This is a genomic window from Mycolicibacter terrae (assembly GCF_010727125.1).
GTDB lineage: Bacteria > Actinomycetota > Actinomycetes > Mycobacteriales > Mycobacteriaceae > Mycobacterium > Mycobacterium terrae.
The window spans coordinates 464,183-478,878 of record NZ_AP022564.1 but is presented as its reverse complement, the minus strand read 5'-3'; the positions used below and the strand labels follow the sequence as shown (position 1 = coordinate 478,878).

The 14,696-nt window shown below is 66.0% G+C and carries 16 protein-coding genes and 1 tRNA gene; 13 read left to right on the top strand and 4 right to left on the bottom strand.

The window, feature by feature from the left end:
* The first annotated feature begins 155 nt into the window (after positions 1-155).
* The 10 genes from G6N23_RS02325 to G6N23_RS02280 all read left to right on the top strand — a co-directional run bounded on the left by G6N23_RS02325 (position 156) and on the right by G6N23_RS02280 (position 9,450).
* Entirely contained in the window at positions 156-758 is a 603-nt protein-coding gene (locus tag G6N23_RS02325; protein WP_085261583.1) for a TetR family transcriptional regulator, read from the top strand.
* On the top strand, positions 755-1,990 hold the full coding sequence (locus G6N23_RS02320; RefSeq protein WP_085261582.1) for a cytochrome P450: 1,236 nt from the start codon (positions 755-757) through the stop codon (positions 1,988-1,990). Before G6N23_RS02325 ends, G6N23_RS02320 begins: the two co-directional genes overlap by 4 nt.
* On the top strand, positions 1,991-2,818 hold the full coding sequence (locus tag G6N23_RS02315) for an SDR family oxidoreductase (RefSeq protein WP_085261581.1): 828 nt from the start codon (positions 1,991-1,993) through the stop codon (positions 2,816-2,818). It begins immediately after the preceding gene.
* Positions 2,815-4,170 (top strand): lanosterol 14-alpha demethylase, encoded by a 1,356-nt coding sequence (locus G6N23_RS02310; protein WP_085261580.1) that lies wholly within the window; start codon positions 2,815-2,817, stop codon positions 4,168-4,170. The genes G6N23_RS02315 and G6N23_RS02310 overlap by 4 nt, the downstream gene beginning before the upstream one ends.
* A 14-nt stretch (positions 4,171-4,184) precedes the next feature.
* Positions 4,185-4,388 carry a ferredoxin Fdx gene (locus G6N23_RS02305; protein ID WP_085261579.1) on the top strand — a complete coding sequence of 68 codons (204 nt, stop codon included), beginning with the start codon at positions 4,185-4,187 and terminating at the stop codon, positions 4,386-4,388.
* A 2-nt stretch (positions 4,389-4,390) separates the two neighbouring features.
* Positions 4,391-4,954, top strand: coding sequence for a nuclear transport factor 2-like protein (locus tag G6N23_RS02300; RefSeq protein WP_085261578.1), 564 nt, complete (start codon positions 4,391-4,393; stop codon positions 4,952-4,954).
* Between the two features lie 26 nt (positions 4,955-4,980).
* Complete coding sequence (locus tag G6N23_RS02295) at positions 4,981-6,063, top strand: NAD(P)H-dependent amine dehydrogenase family protein (RefSeq protein WP_085261577.1); 1,083 nt, start codon at positions 4,981-4,983, stop codon at positions 6,061-6,063.
* Positions 6,064-6,108: 45 nt separating this feature from the next.
* Positions 6,109-6,849 carry a glucose 1-dehydrogenase gene (locus G6N23_RS02290; protein WP_085261576.1) on the top strand — a complete coding sequence of 247 codons (741 nt, stop codon included), beginning with the start codon at positions 6,109-6,111 and terminating at the stop codon, positions 6,847-6,849.
* A 68-nt stretch (positions 6,850-6,917) separates the two neighbouring features.
* Entirely contained in the window at positions 6,918-8,168 is a 1,251-nt protein-coding gene (locus G6N23_RS02285; protein ID WP_372508903.1) for a cytochrome P450, read from the top strand.
* A 154-nt stretch (positions 8,169-8,322) separates the two neighbouring features.
* Positions 8,323-9,450 (top strand): NDMA-dependent alcohol dehydrogenase, encoded by a 1,128-nt coding sequence (locus G6N23_RS02280; RefSeq protein WP_085261850.1) that lies wholly within the window; start codon positions 8,323-8,325, stop codon positions 9,448-9,450.
* A 74-nt stretch (positions 9,451-9,524) separates the two neighbouring features.
* On the opposite strand, the gene G6N23_RS02275 is transcribed toward G6N23_RS02280, so the two are convergent.
* Positions 9,525-10,055 carry a YceI family protein gene (locus tag G6N23_RS02275; RefSeq protein WP_085261849.1) on the bottom strand — a complete coding sequence of 177 codons (531 nt, stop codon included), beginning with the start codon at positions 10,053-10,055 and terminating at the stop codon, positions 9,525-9,527.
* 112 nt (positions 10,056-10,167) lie between these two features.
* On the opposite strand from G6N23_RS02275, the gene G6N23_RS02270 reads away from it, so the two are divergent.
* Positions 10,168-10,572, top strand: coding sequence for an HIT family protein (locus G6N23_RS02270; protein WP_065288238.1), 405 nt, complete (start codon positions 10,168-10,170; stop codon positions 10,570-10,572).
* A 3-nt stretch (positions 10,573-10,575) separates the two neighbouring features.
* On the opposite strand, the gene G6N23_RS02265 is transcribed toward G6N23_RS02270, so the two are convergent.
* Both G6N23_RS02265 and G6N23_RS02260 read right to left on the bottom strand, forming a co-directional pair.
* Positions 10,576-12,033, bottom strand: a complete 1,458-nt coding sequence (locus tag G6N23_RS02265; RefSeq protein ID WP_085261848.1) for a sensor histidine kinase — start codon at positions 12,031-12,033, stop codon at positions 10,576-10,578.
* Positions 12,034-12,086: 53 nt separating this feature from the next.
* Positions 12,087-12,806: a response regulator transcription factor gene (locus tag G6N23_RS02260; protein ID WP_085261575.1), complete on the bottom strand. Its 720-nt coding sequence runs from the start codon at positions 12,804-12,806 to the stop codon at positions 12,087-12,089.
* Between the two features lie 108 nt (positions 12,807-12,914).
* Between G6N23_RS02260 and G6N23_RS02255 the strand changes: the two genes are divergently transcribed.
* Entirely contained in the window at positions 12,915-13,655 is a 741-nt protein-coding gene (locus tag G6N23_RS02255; RefSeq protein ID WP_085261574.1) for a hypothetical protein, read from the top strand.
* Positions 13,656-13,706: 51 nt separating this feature from the next.
* Positions 13,707-13,778 (top strand) — tRNA-Thr (locus G6N23_RS02250).
* 20 nt (positions 13,779-13,798) lie between these two features.
* On the opposite strand, the gene G6N23_RS02245 is transcribed toward G6N23_RS02250, so the two are convergent.
* Positions 13,799-14,656 (bottom strand): alpha/beta fold hydrolase, encoded by an 858-nt coding sequence (locus G6N23_RS02245; RefSeq protein ID WP_085261573.1) that lies wholly within the window; start codon positions 14,654-14,656, stop codon positions 13,799-13,801.
* Positions 14,657-14,696 lie beyond the last annotated feature (40 nt).

Here is a 14,696-nt window from a genome sequence, read left to right as displayed (position 1 = left end):
CTTGGTTGCGGTGCCGGTCAAAAATTGGACACTTGTCCGTTATGGCTCGATCGAACCCTAGCTGCAGCATCGCAGGTCCCGCAACCCGCCGGGCATAAAACCCTGGCTTCCCAGCGGACTTGCCTAACCAAACCGCCTTCAGCTAGGTTGGACACGTGTCCAGCGAATCGGTGGCGGCAGTCACATCTACTGATGTCGCCACCCGCAACCGTCGCCAGGAGGAGACCTTCCGCAAGGTGCTGACGGCCGGCGTGGAGATGTTGCGGGAGAAGTCCTACGCGGATCTGACCGTCCGCGCGGTGGCCGCCCGCGCCAAGGTCGCCCCGGCGACCGCCTACACCTACTTCTCGTCGAAGAACCACCTGATCGCCGAGGTGTATCTGGACCTGGTCCGTCAGGTCCCCTATTTCACCGACGTCAACGAACCGATGCCCCAGCGCGTCAATCAGGCACTGCGGCACCTGGCGCTGGTGGTCGCCGACGAGCCCGAGGTGGCGGCGGCCTGCACAGCGGCGTTGCTCGGCGGCGGCGGCGAACCGGCGGTCCGCACGGTGCGCGACCGGATCGGCGCGGAGATCCACCGTCGCATCGCCTCGGCGATGGGTCCCGGCGCGGACCCCCAAGTCGTCTCGGCGTTGGAGATGACGTTCTTCGGAGCGCTGGTCAACGCCGGCAGCGGGGCCTTCAGCTACCACCAGATCACCGACCGGCTGGCCTACGTGGTCAGCCTGATCCTCGAATCAGGAGCATCACGATGAGCCTGCCGACCGTGATTTCCGAGACTTCGGGCCCGCCGGTCCTCAACCCGTACGACTACGACTTTCACGAGGACCCGTTCCCGTATTACCGGCGGCTGCGCGACGAGGCGCCGGTGTATCGCAACGAGGAGCTGAACTTCTGGGCGATCTCGCGTCACTCCGATGTGCTGCACGGGTTCCGCAACAGTGACGCGCTGTCCAACCGCGACGGTGTCTCACTCGATCCCGTCTCCCGCGGCCCGCATGCGCAGCTGGTGATGTCGTTCCTGGCGATGGACGATCCTCAGCACCTGCGGCTTCGCACCCTGGTGTCCAAGGGCTTCACCCCGCGCCGGATCCGCGAGCTCGAACCGAAAGTGGTGCGATTGGCACGCCAGCATCTGGACACCGCGATCCAGCCCGGCCCCGACGGCACCTGCTCGTTCGACTTCATCAACGACTTCGCCGGCAAACTGCCGATGGATGTCATCTCCGAACTGATGGGTGTTCCCGAAGCCGACCGGGCGCGGATCCGCGAGCTGGCCGACGGGGTACTGCACCGCGAGGACGGGGTGACCGATGTTCCGCCGTCGGCGATTCAGGCATCGGTGGATCTGATGACCTACTACAACGAGATGATCGCCGACTTCAAGGAGACGCCGGCCGACAATCTGACCTCGGCGCTGCTGGAGACCGAGGTCGACGGAGACCGGCTCGGCGACCAGGAGATCCTGGCGTTCCTGTTCCTGATGGTGATCGCCGGTAACGAGACCACCACCAAGTTGTTGGGCAGCTCCATCTACTGGGGGCACCGCAACCGCGACCAGCTGGCCTCGGTGTTCGCCGACCGCTCCCGAATCCCGTTATGGGTGGAGGAGACGCTGCGCTATGACACGCCCAGCCAGATCCTGGCGCGCACCGCCGCGCAGGACTACACCCTGCACGACACCACCATCCCCGCCGGTGACGTGGTGCTGTTGCTGCCCGGCTCCGGAAACCGCGACGAACGGGTCTTCGAAGACCCCGACGACTTCCGGATCGGCCGTGAAATCGGCTCCAAGCTGCTCAGTTTCGGCAGCGGCGCCCACTTCTGCCTCGGTGCGCACCTGGCCCGGATGGAGGCCCGGGTGGCGCTCGACGAACTGTTCAACCGGATCAGCGATTACCAGGTCGACGAAGCCAATGCGGTGCGGGTGCATTCATCGAATGTGCGCGGATTCGCCGACCTCCCGATCACCATCAAGGAGGCGTAGGTGCCACGTTTCGATCCACCCCCGGCCCGACGGCCCGCCATCGTCGCGGGTGCGTCCTCGGGTATCGGTGCCGCCACGGCAGAAGAGCTGGCACGCCGCGGTTTCCCGGTGGCCCTGGGAGCGCGCCGCGCGGATAAGTTGGCGAAGCTCGTCGACAAGATCCGCGCCGACGGCGGTGAGGCGGTGGCATTTCCGCTGGATGTCACCGATGTCGAGTCAGTGAAATCATTTGTGGCCCAGAGTATCGACGCTTTAGGCGAGATCGAGCTGCTGGTCTCCGGAGCCGGCGACATGTCCCCCGGTCGCATCCACGAGATGAGCACTGAGGCATTCAACGACCAGATCCAGGTCCACCTGATCGGCGCCAACCGGCTCGCCACCGCGGTGGTGCCGGACATGGTGGCCCGCCGGCGCGGCGACGTGATCTTCGTCGGATCCGATGTCGCGCTGCAGCAGCGCCCGCACATGGGCGCCTACGGCGCCGCCAAAGCCGCACTTGTCGCCATGGTGAGCAACATGCGGATGGAGTTGGAGGGCACCGGGGTCCGGGCCTCGATCGTGCATCCCGGCCCGACCCTGACCGAGATGGGCTGGAAGCTCTCCGCCGAGCAGGTGGGTCCGATGCTTGAAGACTGGGCCAAGTGGGGCCAGGCCCGGCACAGCTACTTCCTGCGGCCTGCCGATCTGGCCCGCGCCATCGCATTCGTCGCGGAGACACCGCGCGGTGCGCACGTCGTCAACTTGGAGGTGCAGCCGGAGGCGCCGCTGCACGAAACCGACTCCGACCGCCAGCACCTGCAATTGGGCGAGGAAGGAATGCCGTCATGACCGTCAGCACTGAGGTTCCCCGGGTCTCCGGCGGCGAGGCCGAGCACGGCCACCTCGAGGAGTTCCGCACCGACCCGATCGCCTTGATGCAGCGGGTGCGCGACGAATGCGGCGACGTCGGCTGGTTCGACCTGGCCGGCCGCAAGGTGGTGCTGCTGACCGGCGCCGAAGCCAACGAGTTCTTCTTCCGCTCCACCGACGACGAACTCGACCAGGCTGCGGCCTACCCGTTCATGACCCCGATCTTCGGCAACGGCGTGGTCTTCGACGCGCCGCCGGAACGGCGCGCGGAGATGCTGCACAACACCGCGCTTCGCGGCGACCACATGAAGCGGCACGCCAGCACCATCGAGCACGAGGTGCGCCAGATGATCGAGGGGTGGGGTGAGAGCGGTGAAATCGACTTGCTGGAGTTCTTCGCCGAGCTGACCATCTACACCTCGACAGCGTGCCTGATCGGCCGGAAGTTCCGCGAGGAGCTCGACGGCCGGTTCGCTGAGTTGTACTACGAGCTGGAAAACGGCACCGATCCGCTGTGTTACGTCGACCCGTACCTGCCGATCGAGAGCTTCCGCCGACGTGACGAGGCCCGCGTCAAGCTGGTCGAGTTGGTGCAGGGCATCATGAACGGCCGGATCGCCAATCCGGAGACCGACAAGAGGCGCCGGGACATGATCGACGTCATGGTGTCGATCCCTGACGAGGATGGCAACCCGCGGTTTTCCGCCGATGAGATCACCGGCATCATCATCTCGATCATGTTCGCCGGGCACCACACCAGCTCGGGGACCAGCGCGTGGACGATGATCGAGATGCTGCGCCATAAGGACGCGCTGAGCGCCGTTATCAACGAGCTCGACGAGCTTTACGCCGACGGCGGTGAGGTGAGTTTCCATGCGCTGCGCCAGATCCCGAATCTGGAGAACGTGCTCAAGGAGACGCTGCGATTGCACCCTCCGCTGATCATCCTGATGCGGGTGGCCAGGGGCGAGTTCGAGGTCTGCGGCTACCCGATCCGCGAGGGCGACATGGTGGCGGCCTCGCCGGCGGTCTCCAACCGGATACCGGAATCCTTCCCCGAGCCCAACGAGTTCGTGCCGGAACGCTACAACGAGCCGCGGGAGGAAGACGTCATCCACCGTTGGACCTGGATTCCGTTCGGTGCCGGCCGGCACCGCTGCGTGGGGGCGGCGTTCGCCACCATGCAGATCAAAGCGATCTTTTCGGTGCTGTTGCGCGAGTACGACTTCGAGATGTCGCAGCCGCCGGAGACCTACCGCAACGACCACTCCAAGATGGTGGTGCAGCTGGCCCGTCCGGCCAAGGTGCGCTACCGCCGCCGCCGCGTATAAGGAGGCCGTGGCCCATGACATTTCACGTCAAAGTGGACCTGGACCTGTGCCAGGGCCACGCCATGTGCGAGCTGGAGGCGCCCGATTATTTCCGGGTTCCCAAGCGCGGCAAGGTCGAGATCCTCGACGACGAACCCCCGGACTCCGACCGTCGTCAGATAGAAGCGGCCGTACGGGCCTGTCCCACCAGAGCGTTGTCCATTGAAGAGAAGGAATAGACATGGCGACTTCAGCCCCCCTCCCCCGCGAGCTCTACGAAGAATGGGTCGAGCGCTGGCTGCAGGCCAACCGCGACGCCGAAGCAGCCGGCGACTGGCGGCCGCTGGCTGACTTCTACGCCGATGACGCCACCTACGGCTGGAACATCGGCCCCAAAGAGGACGTCATGTGCGTCGGCATCGACGAGATCCGCGAGATCGCCCTGGGCCTGGAGATGGCGGGGCTGGACAACTGGCAGTACCCCTACCAAAAGGTGCTCATCGACGACAAGCAGGGCGAGATCGTCGGATTCTGGAAGCAGGTCGCCACCGACGCCGACGGCGCCGAATCGGAGATCTACGGCATCGGCGGAAGCTGGTTTCGGCTCACCGAAAAAGACGGGCGGCCGCTCATCGAGTGGCAGCGCGACTTCTTCGACTTCGGTCATGTCCAGAAGCTCTACCTGGATCTGATGACTGCCGGCAAGCTCTCCAGCGGAATGCAGAAGCGCATCGAGCGCAGCCTGGCCGGTGAGAAGCTCCCCGGCTACTACCCGCTGGGCCAGGCGCCCGTTCCGCTCTGGTAGCCCACCACTCACGCCCAGGAGAACACGTGGCCATACGCGTCGCCCTGATCGGCACCGGTAACGCCGGGCGCATCGCCCTGCGGGGCCTGATCGGCAATCCCGCCTACGAGCTCATCGCGGTGTGGGTCTCAACAGCTGCCAAAGTGGGCCGAGACGCCGGGGAGCTGGCCGGCCTCGACGTCCGCACCGGTATCGCCGCCACCGATGACTTCGATGCGATCATCGGCGCCAAGCCCGACGCCGCGGTCTACTGCGCCATGGGCGACACCCGGCTGCCCGGCGCGCTGCGTGACGTCTGCCGGCTGCTCGCGGCCGGGATCAACGTCATCGGGACAGCCCCGGGGGTGCTGCAGTACCCGTGGGGTGTCATCCCGGACAAGTTCATCGGTCCCGTCGAAGAGGCTGCCCGGCAGGGTGATTCGAGTCTCTACGTCAACGGCGTCGATCCGGGGTTCATCAATGACCTGGTGCCGTTGGCCTTCACCAGCACGTGCCAGCACGTCGAGCAGATCCGCTGTCAGGAGATCGCCGACTACGCGACCTACGACGGCGCCGAGGTGATGTTCGAGGTGATGGGCTTCGGCAATTCGCTCGACGACGTCCCGATGCTGCTGCAGCCCGGGGTCTTGAGCATCGCGTGGGGCGCTGCGATCCGCGAGCTGGCCAAAGGATTGGGCGTGACCCTGGATGCCATCACCGACTCCTCCGAGCGCGAGCCGGCCCCGGAGGCATTCGACATCGCGGCCGGGCACATCCCCAAGGGGGGTGTCGCCGCACTCAAATTCGAGATCCACGGCATCGTCGACGGGCACCCGCTGATCGTGGTGGAGCACATCACCCGGCTGCGCAGCGACCTGCGGCCGGACTGGGCACAGCCGGCCCAACCGGGTGGCTCCTACCGGGTGGAGATCACCGGCGAGCCGTCCTACACCGTCGACATCCGCCCGACCAGCCGCTACGGCGACCACAACTACGCGGCCATCGCGGCCGGGGTGGGGCGGGTCGTCAACGCCGTTCCCGCCGTGGTCGCGGCACCGGCGGGCATCATCACCACCCTCGATCTGCCGCTGGCCTCCGCACCCGCCGTCGTGGCGATTCCCGGCGACTGACGGCACACCGGAACAACCACGAATCACCGAGAGGCTGAGCAAACCATGGGGCGTGTGGACGGAAAAGTAGTTCTGATCAGTGGCGGCGCGCGCGGTATGGGCGCATCCCACGCACGGATGCTGGTGGCCGAGGGAGCCAAAGTCGTCGTCGGCGATGTGCTTGACGACGAGGGCGCGGCACTCGCAGCCGAACTCGGCGACGCCGCGGTCTACCAACATCTCGACGTCCGGGACCCCGAGCAGTGGGCCGCCGCAGTGGATGCCGCGATCAGCGCGTTCGGCACGTTGAACGTGTTGGTCAACAATGCCGGAACCGTCGCGTTGGGGTCGCTGCGCAAGTTCGATCTGGACCAGTGGCACAACGTGATCGACGTGAACCTCAACGGCACCTTTTTGGGTATGCGGGCGGTGATCGACTCGATGATCGCCGCGGGTGGCGGATCCATCATCAATGTGTCCTCGATCGAGGGCCTGCGGGGCGCGCCGATGGTGCACCCTTACGTGGCGTCGAAATGGGCGGTGCGCGGGCTGTCCAAGTCCGCCGCACTTGAATTGGCGCGGCACAACATTCGGGTCAATTCTCTACACCCCGGATTCATCCGCACCCCGATGACCGAGCACCTGCCCGAAGACATGGTCACCATCCCCCTGGGCCGCCCCGGCGAATCCGAGGAAGTCTCCACCTTCGTGGTGTTTCTGGCCAGTGACGAATCCTCTTATGCCACCGGTTCGGAGTTCGTCATGGACGGCGGTCTGGTCACCGACGTTCCACACAAAACCGGTTGACACCCGGTCATACACATGACCATGATGTGTATGCCCGGCGTCGTACTCGGCAGCCCGCGACAATTGAGGTGTTCGTCTTGACATCAACGCAATCCGCGTGTCCGTTCGGTCCCGATTTCGACTTCACCGACCCGGACGTCCTGCTACACGGCATGCCGATCGCCGAGTTCGCCGAGCTGCGCAAGACCGCTCCGGTCTGGTGGAATGAACAGCCCGCGCACAGCAACATCTTCGATGACGGCGGCTACTGGGTCATCAGCAAACACCAGCACATCAAAGAGATCTCGCGCGACAACGAGGTGTGGTCGACCAACGCCAAGGGTGCGGTGATGCGACTGCCCGAAGGCATCACCGCCGACCAGCTGGAGCTGACCAAGGCGCTGCTGATCAACCATGACCCTCCCGAGCACACCCGGCTGCGCAAACTGGTGTCACGACTGTTCACCCCGCGCTCGGTCGGCGCGCTGGAGGAGAAGCTCGCGCAGTCGGCCCGGGACATCGTTGCGGCCGCCGCCGAGAAGAACAGCGGCAACTTCGTCGACGACATCGCGATGAAGCTGCCGCTGTTGGCGATCGCCGACCTGATCGGGGTACCCGAGGCGGACCGGGAGAAGCTTTTTCACTGGACCAACTCGATCATGAACACCGACGACCCGGATTTCGACTCCGATCCGGCGATGGCCAACGCCGAGTTGATGGGCTACGCCTACACCATGGCCGAGGAGCGGCGGCGCTGCCCGGCCGACGACATCGTCACGCGGTTGGTGCAGGCCGACATCGACGGCGAATCGCTCGGCGAGACCGAGTTCGCGTTCTTCGTGATCCTGCTGGCGGTGGCGGGCAACGAAACCACCCGCAACGCCATTACCCACGGCATCAACGCCTTCGCGGAGAACCCCGATCAGTGGGAGCTCTACAAGCGGGAGCGCCCCGAGACCGCCGTCGACGAGATCGTCCGCTGGGCGACCCCGGTGCACTGCTTCCAGCGCACCGCCAAGGTCGACACCGAGATCGGCGGCGTGGCCATCGGGCAGGGACAGCGGGTCGGCCTGTTCTACAGCTCGGCCAACTACGACGAAGAAGTTTTCGAGCGGCCGTTCAGCTTCGACATTCTGCGGGACCCCAATCCCCATCTGGCGTTCGGCGGACAGGGCACGCATTACTGCATCGGCGCGAACCTGGCCCGCATGGAGATCCGGCTGATCTTCGACGAGATCGCCTCCCAGCTGCCCGATATCGCCAAACTCGCCGAACCGCAACGGCTCCGCTCCGGGTGGATCAACGGGGTCAAAGACCTACACGTCGCTTACCACGGCTAGCGTCAGCGAGTGTCCAGTCAAACAGACAGTTGGTTGAAAGAGCCTTCCCCCGGGCACTGGCGGGCTATAGGCTCGACGAGTGGGCTGCCCGACGTCCCGAGCCAGGCCCGGGACCGTTCTCTAGCCGGATATCCGAGATGAAAGCAGGTTTGTGGTGAAGACAAAGGGTGCGTTGCTCTGGGAGTTCAACAAGCCGTGGTCGGTCGAGGAGATCGAGATCGGTGACCCCCAGAAAGACGAGGTCAAGATCCAGCTGGAGGCGGCCGGCATGTGCCACTCCGACCACCACCTGATGACCGGTGATATCCCGATGGCGGGCTTCCCGGTGCTGGGCGGGCACGAGGGCGCCGGCATCGTCACCGAGGTCGGCCCCGGTGTCGAGGACATCGCCCCCGGCGACCACGTCGTGCTGTCGTTCATCCCGTCCTGTGGCCGCTGTCCGACCTGTCAGGCCGGGATGCGCAACCTGTGCGATCTGGGCGCCGGGCTGCTCAACGGGGTAGCGGTCAGCGACGGCACCTTCCGGGTCACCGCCCGCGGCCAGGGCGTCTACCCGATGACGCTGCTCGGCACCTTCTCGCCGTGGATGGTGGTGCACAAGACGTCGGTGGTGAAGATCGACCCATCGATCCCGTTCGAGGTGGCCTGCCTGGTGGGCTGCGGTGTGACCACCGGCTACGGCTCGGCGGTGCGCACCGCCGACATCCGCCCGGGTGAGGACGTCGCGATCGTCGGCGTCGGCGGGGTGGGCATGTCGGCCCTGCAGGGAGCCGTCAATGCCGGCGCCCGCAACATCTTCGTCATCGACCCGGTGGACTGGAAGCGCGACCAAGCGCTGAAGTTCGGTGCCACCCACGTCTATCCGGACATCATGGCCGCGATGGGCGGGATGATGGAGGTCACCGCCGGGCTGATGGCCAAGAAGGTGATCGTCACCGTCGGCGAGGTGCACGGCGCCGACATCGACAATTACATGATCCTGACGTCGAAGGGCGGCACCTGCGTGCTCACCGCGATGGGCAGCATGCTCGAAAATCAGGTCACGCTCAACTTGTCGATGCTGACCCTGCTGCAGAAGAACCTGCAGGGCACCATCTTCGGCGGCGGCAACCCGCAGTACGACATCCCGCAGCTGCTGTCGATGTACAAGGCCGGCAAGCTGAATCTCGATGACATGGTGACCCGCCAGTACAAGCTGGAGCAGATCAACGACGGCTACCAGGACATGCTGGAAGGCAAGAACATTCGCGGAATTATCCGCTACACCGACTCCGATCGGTAAGTCACCCGTTGACTCTGCGCTGACCGGGCAACCTACTCGCACTTCTGCCCGGTAGGCGCAGAGTCAACGCCGGGCTAGGCCTTCCGGAAGACCAGGCTGGCCCTGAGCCTGGTCCGGTTACCGACCATGCCCAGAAAGTTGCCCTCCACCGCGAACTGCTTGCGGGTGACGGTCGTCTCGGTGGTCAACCGCACCGCCCCGTCACCGAGCGGGGTGACGTCGACCTTGAGTGGAAACGATCCGGTGATGCCCTTGACGGTCAGCTCGGCGTTGAGCCGCGCGGAGTCACCGCCGGCGGACTCCCCGCTGGTGACCACGACGGTGATGTCGGGGTAGCGGTCGGTGTCGAAGAAGTTCGACCGGCGCAGGTCATGATCGCGGGTGCCCAGGCCGGTGTTCACCGACGCGGCTTTGATGTCGACACGGCCGGACACGGTCTTGGAGTCCTTGATCTCGCCGCTGCCGGAGAAATCGGTGAAAGCGCCCCGCACCTTCAGCGCACCCCACATCGTGCCGTTCTCGAACCGGATACTCGACTCCCCGGTATCCAGATCCCAGACGCCGACCGCCTCGGGGCTGCTGAGAAATGTTGCGACAGACGACATCTCATCTCCTCTACCGTTGGCGTAACCGGCCCGCACCAGGGGCGCCAGCCTGCCCTCGATAATACGCAGCACCGGCCGCTAATTCCGGCAGTCGACGCATATGCTGAAGCTCATGAGCACCGTCTTCACCAAGATCATCAACCGGGAACTACCGGGTCGGTTCGTTTACGAGGACGACGACGTCGTCGGTTTCCTGACCATCGAGCCGATGACCCAGGGCCACACGCTGGTGGTACCGCGCGCCGAGATCGACCAATGGCAGGATGTCGACGGCGCCGTCTTCGCCGGGGTGATGGCCGTGGCGCAGCGCATCGGCAAGGCGGTCTGCCGGGCGTTCGACACCGAGCGGGCCGGCATGATCATCGCCGGTTTGGAGGTCCCACACCTGCACGTCCACGTCTTTCCGACCCGCAGCCTGGCCGACTTCGGTTTCGCCGGCGTGGACCGCAACCCCTCACCGGAGTCCCTGGACGAGGCGCAAGCCAAGATCAAGGCTGCGCTGGCCGAACTCCCCTGAGGCTCATTGGATCTCGGCGGGAATCTCGGCCCTGTCGGCCGACGTGTCAGCAAGACGCGGCACCGAGACCCGGAAGGTGCAGCCCTGGCCGGGCGGGGAGCTCACAGTGACGGTGCCGTTATGGGCCCGGGTCAGCGAGTCGGCGATCGAGAGACCCAGCCCCGTGCCCCCGCTGGCCCGGGCCCGTGACGAGTCGGTGCGAAAGAAGCGTTCGAAGGCCCGCTGGACGTCCTGTTCGCTCATCCCGGGTCCCTGATCGACGACCTCGAGGATCGCGTTGTCGCTGTCGGTGCCGACCCGCACGGTGATCGCGGCCTCTTCCGGGGTGTGCTGCAGCGCGTTGGACACCAGATTGCTCAGCACCTGACGCAGCCGGGCTTCGTCACCGACCACCTCCGGGGTGCCCGGGCCGTCGAAAACCTCCAGCTCGATGGTCCGGTTCGGCGCAATCGCCCGGGCGTCGTGCACCGCGTCGGTGGCCAGGACCAGCAGGTCTACCCAGTTCCGGTCCAGCGGACGCTGGGCGTCCATCCGGGCCAGCAGCAGCAGATCCTCGACCAGCAGGCCCATCCTGCGCGCTTCACTCTCGATGCGCGACATCAGCAGCTCGACGTCGCGGGCCGCACCCTGGCGGTACAACTCCGCGAAACCCCGGATCGTGGTCAGGGGTGTACGCAGTTCGTGGCTGGCGTCGGTGATGAACCGGCGCATCCGTTCCTCGGAGACGCGCGCGCTGTCCGCCGAGGCGACCGAGGATGCCACCGCCTGCTGAATCTGCGCCAGCATGCCGTTAAGCGCCAGCGAGAGCCGACCCACTTCGGTACGCGGATCGCGTTCGGGCACACGTCGATCCAACTGGCCGGCGGCGATCGCCGCCGCGGTCCGCTCGACCTCGGCCAGCGGGCGCAGGCTTCGGTTGACCACGACATAGCCGACGGCACCCAGCACCAGCAACACCCCGACGCCGATCGCCACCCGCGACCAGGCCAGGTAGCGCAACGTGGCCCGCGGGTCGGACAGATCCCGGGCCACGGTGATCAACCTGCCGTTCTCACCGTGCACCGACAGGGCCCGCCACTGCACACCCGACCCGTCGACCGAGCCGATCGTGATCGGAACCGATCCCACATCGTTGTCCGGCGGCAACATCGGCTCGGCGTTCTGGTCGTTGACGACCGTCCAAACCGTGCCATCGGGGTCGACGTCGCGGACGTAGAAGCTCGTCGGCGGCCGCCCGGCATTGGGGTCCTCGTCCTCCTTCGACGGCGGCCGCCCACGCTGTTCCAGGGCCCAACCGTGCGCCGCGTCGATGAGTGTGGCGTCGATCCTGCTGATCAGCCGGTGCCGCAGGATGGTGGTGACGGCGTACCCCTGTGCCAGCAATCCGATGGCGACCATGGCCAGCGTGGCGGCGACCAGGCTCACCCGTAGGGGCAGAACACCACGCGGGGGTTTGAGCATCCCCATATTCTTCGCCCTATGTCCCACGCCCGGAAATCCCCGACGACATTCGTTCAGCGCGGCTCGCGCAGTACATAGCCCACCCCGCGCAGCGTGTGCAGCAGGCGCTTCTCGCCGGTGTCGATCTTGCGGCGCAGATAGGAGACGTAGGACTCCACCACGTTGACATCGCCACCGAAGTCGTAGCGCCAGACGTGGTCGAGGATCTTCGGCTTGCTCAGCACGGTGCCCGCATTGATCACGAAATAGCGCAGCAGAGTGAATTCGGTGGGCGACAACGACACCGGTTGGCCGGCCTTCCACACCTCGTGGGTGTCCTCGTCGAGTTCGATGTCGGCGAAGGTCAGCCGCGAGTTGCGCGACTCTCCGGCACCCTTGCCGGCCCGGCGAAGGATGACTCGCAGCCGGGCCACCACCTCCTCCAGGCTGAACGGCTTGGTCACGTAGTCGTCGCCGCCGAGGGTCAGGCCGGTGATCTTGTCCTGCAGCGAGTCGCGTGCGGTCAAGAACAACGCCGGGGCGTCGATGCCGTCGGCCCGCAGCCGGCGCAGCACACCGAAGCCGTCCATCCCGGGCATCATCACGTCCAGGATCACCGCGTCCGGACGCACCTCCCGCGCGCGGTCCAGCGCCGCCGGCCCGCTGGAGGCGGTGTAGACCTCGAACCCCTGGAATTTGAGGCTGACCGACAGCAGCTCGACAATGTTCGTCTCGTCGTCGACGACGAGGACGCGGGCCTCTGGCGCAGCGTCGTGTGCAGCTGTTGCTCCCATAGGGTTTATTCCCTCGTGGTCGGGTGAAAATGAACTGGATATCAGCTGTGTGTTTGTTGTCAATCAAACTACCTGATATCGGCCTCGGATCGCCCCTACACTGGCCAAATGAGCCTGGCCAAGCAGCTGATCGCCGTATCGACCGCTCCGGCGCGAATCGGTCTGTCGATCGCCGACGCCGGCCTCGGTGTGGCCACGGCCGCGCTCGGGCTGGCCCGCCAGACGCTCGGGGAATCCCAATCCCAGGGGCCGGGCAACTCGATGGCACACATGTTGGGCCTGGAGGACACCATCGCCCGGGCCAACCGGCTGGCCAAACTGATGGACGACGACGCCCCGCTGGGGCGCGCGCTGGCACCCGGTGGCCCGGTGGATCGGCTGCTGAGCCCGGGCGGGCTGGTCGACCAGCTGACCGGGCCGGGAGGTGTGCTGGACCGCCTCACCGCCGAGGGCGGCGGGTTGCAGCGCGCGCTGCAGCCCGGCGGGCTGGTGGATCAACTGACCGACGAGGACGGGCTGATCGAGCGCCTGCTCTCCGAGGACGGCCTGGCCGACCGGCTGCTGGCCGAGGGCGGTCTGGTCGACAAGCTCACCGCCCGCAACGGACCGCTGGAGCAGTTGGCGAACGTCGCCGACACGTTGAGCCGGCTGGCGCCGGGGATGGAGGCGCTGGAGCCGGCCATCGAGACGCTGCAGGAGGCCGTCATCGCATTGACGATGGTGGTCAACCCGCTGAGCAACATCGCCGAGCGCATTCCGCTGTTACCCCGCCGGTCCACCCGGCGCCCGTCGTCGCGGCCGGTGCGCTCCCAGCGGGTGATCGACTCCGACCCCGCCGACATCGAGTGACTGCCCGCGACCGCCGGGCCGACTCCCATTAGGCTGGCAGCGGCTAGACCCGCCTCCTTAGCTCAGCGGTAGAGCAACGCTCTTGTAAAGCGTAGGTCGTCAGTTCAATCCTGACAGGGGGCTCAAGAGAGCTCGCTTCGGCGTTACCGGCGCAGGAAGTCCAGCACCACCGAGGTGAAGGCGTCCTTGGCCTCGATCATGGTCCAGTGCCCGCAGTTGGGGAACACATGAAACTCCGCATTCGGAATGGTCCGCATCGGGATCAGCGCCATGTCCAGCGGGCTGACCCGGTCATCACGGCCCCAGGTGACCAGCGTCGGGCATTGGACCCGGTGCATCATCGCCCACGGCAGCGGCCCCTTGGACGCCTGCATCATCTTGGTCATGTTGGCGAAGGCTTCCTTGCCGTACATCCGCCGTGCACTGGCCAGCGTCTCGGGGTCGGTCGCCAACTTCCAGCGCTCCTCGATCAGCTCCTCGGTAATCACCTTCGGGTCATAGACCATCGACTCCAACCAGCGGATCAGGCTCTCCCGGCTGGGGTTGTCGGTGAAGTCCTGCAGCAACCGGATGCCCTCGGCCGGCCCCGCGGTGAGCAGGTTGGTGCCGATGCCGCCCATGGTCACCAGCTTGCGTACCTTCTCCGGGTTGGCGATCGCATAGTTGATCCCGACGGCGCCGCCCATCGAATTGCCGACGATGCTGAACTTGTCCAGGCCCAGCACCTCAGCGAAAACCGGAACCGCGCCGAACGCCGTCACCATCGGATGCCCACCGAAGTCATCGCTGACCCCGAACCCCGGGAATTCCAGCACCAGGCAACGGAAGTGCTCGGCGAAAGCCGGCAGCACACCACGGTAGTTGCGCCACCCGGTCACACCCGGTCCGGAGCCGTGCAGCAGCAGCAGCGTCGGCCCCTCACCGGCTTCGTGGTAGCGCAGTACCCCCTGCTCGGTGGTGACCTCGCGCAAGGTCTCGTCGTGGCTCAACTCGGCCGGCATGTGTCTCCTCACAGGTCCCCGAAACTCTTTAGACACGCTA

Bases quoted from the DNA above. Each gene is read 5' to 3' on its own strand.
- G6N23_RS02320 (WP_085261582.1), top strand. From the start codon at position 755: ATGAGCCTGCCGACCGTGATTTCCGAGACTTCGGGCCCGCCGGTCCTC.
- G6N23_RS02310 (WP_085261580.1), top strand. From the start codon at position 2,815: ATGACCGTCAGCACTGAGGTTCCCCGGGTCTCCGGCGGCGAGGCCGAG.
- G6N23_RS02305 (WP_085261579.1), top strand. From the start codon at position 4,185: ATGACATTTCACGTCAAAGTGGACCTGGACCTGTGCCAGGGCCACGCC.
- G6N23_RS02300 (WP_085261578.1), top strand. From the start codon at position 4,391: ATGGCGACTTCAGCCCCCCTCCCCCGCGAGCTCTACGAAGAATGGGTC.
- G6N23_RS02290 (WP_085261576.1), top strand. From the start codon at position 6,109: ATGGGGCGTGTGGACGGAAAAGTAGTTCTGATCAGTGGCGGCGCGCGC.
- G6N23_RS02275 (WP_085261849.1), bottom strand. From the start codon at position 10,055: ATGTCGTCTGTCGCAACATTTCTCAGCAGCCCCGAGGCGGTCGGCGTC.
- G6N23_RS02270 (WP_065288238.1), top strand. From the start codon at position 10,168: ATGAGCACCGTCTTCACCAAGATCATCAACCGGGAACTACCGGGTCGG.
- G6N23_RS02265 (WP_085261848.1), bottom strand. From the start codon at position 12,033: ATGCTCAAACCCCCGCGTGGTGTTCTGCCCCTACGGGTGAGCCTGGTC.
- G6N23_RS02260 (WP_085261575.1), bottom strand. From the start codon at position 12,806: ATGGGAGCAACAGCTGCACACGACGCTGCGCCAGAGGCCCGCGTCCTC.
- G6N23_RS02255 (WP_085261574.1), top strand. From the start codon at position 12,915: ATGAGCCTGGCCAAGCAGCTGATCGCCGTATCGACCGCTCCGGCGCGA.
- G6N23_RS02245 (WP_085261573.1), bottom strand. From the start codon at position 14,656: ATGCCGGCCGAGTTGAGCCACGACGAGACCTTGCGCGAGGTCACCACC.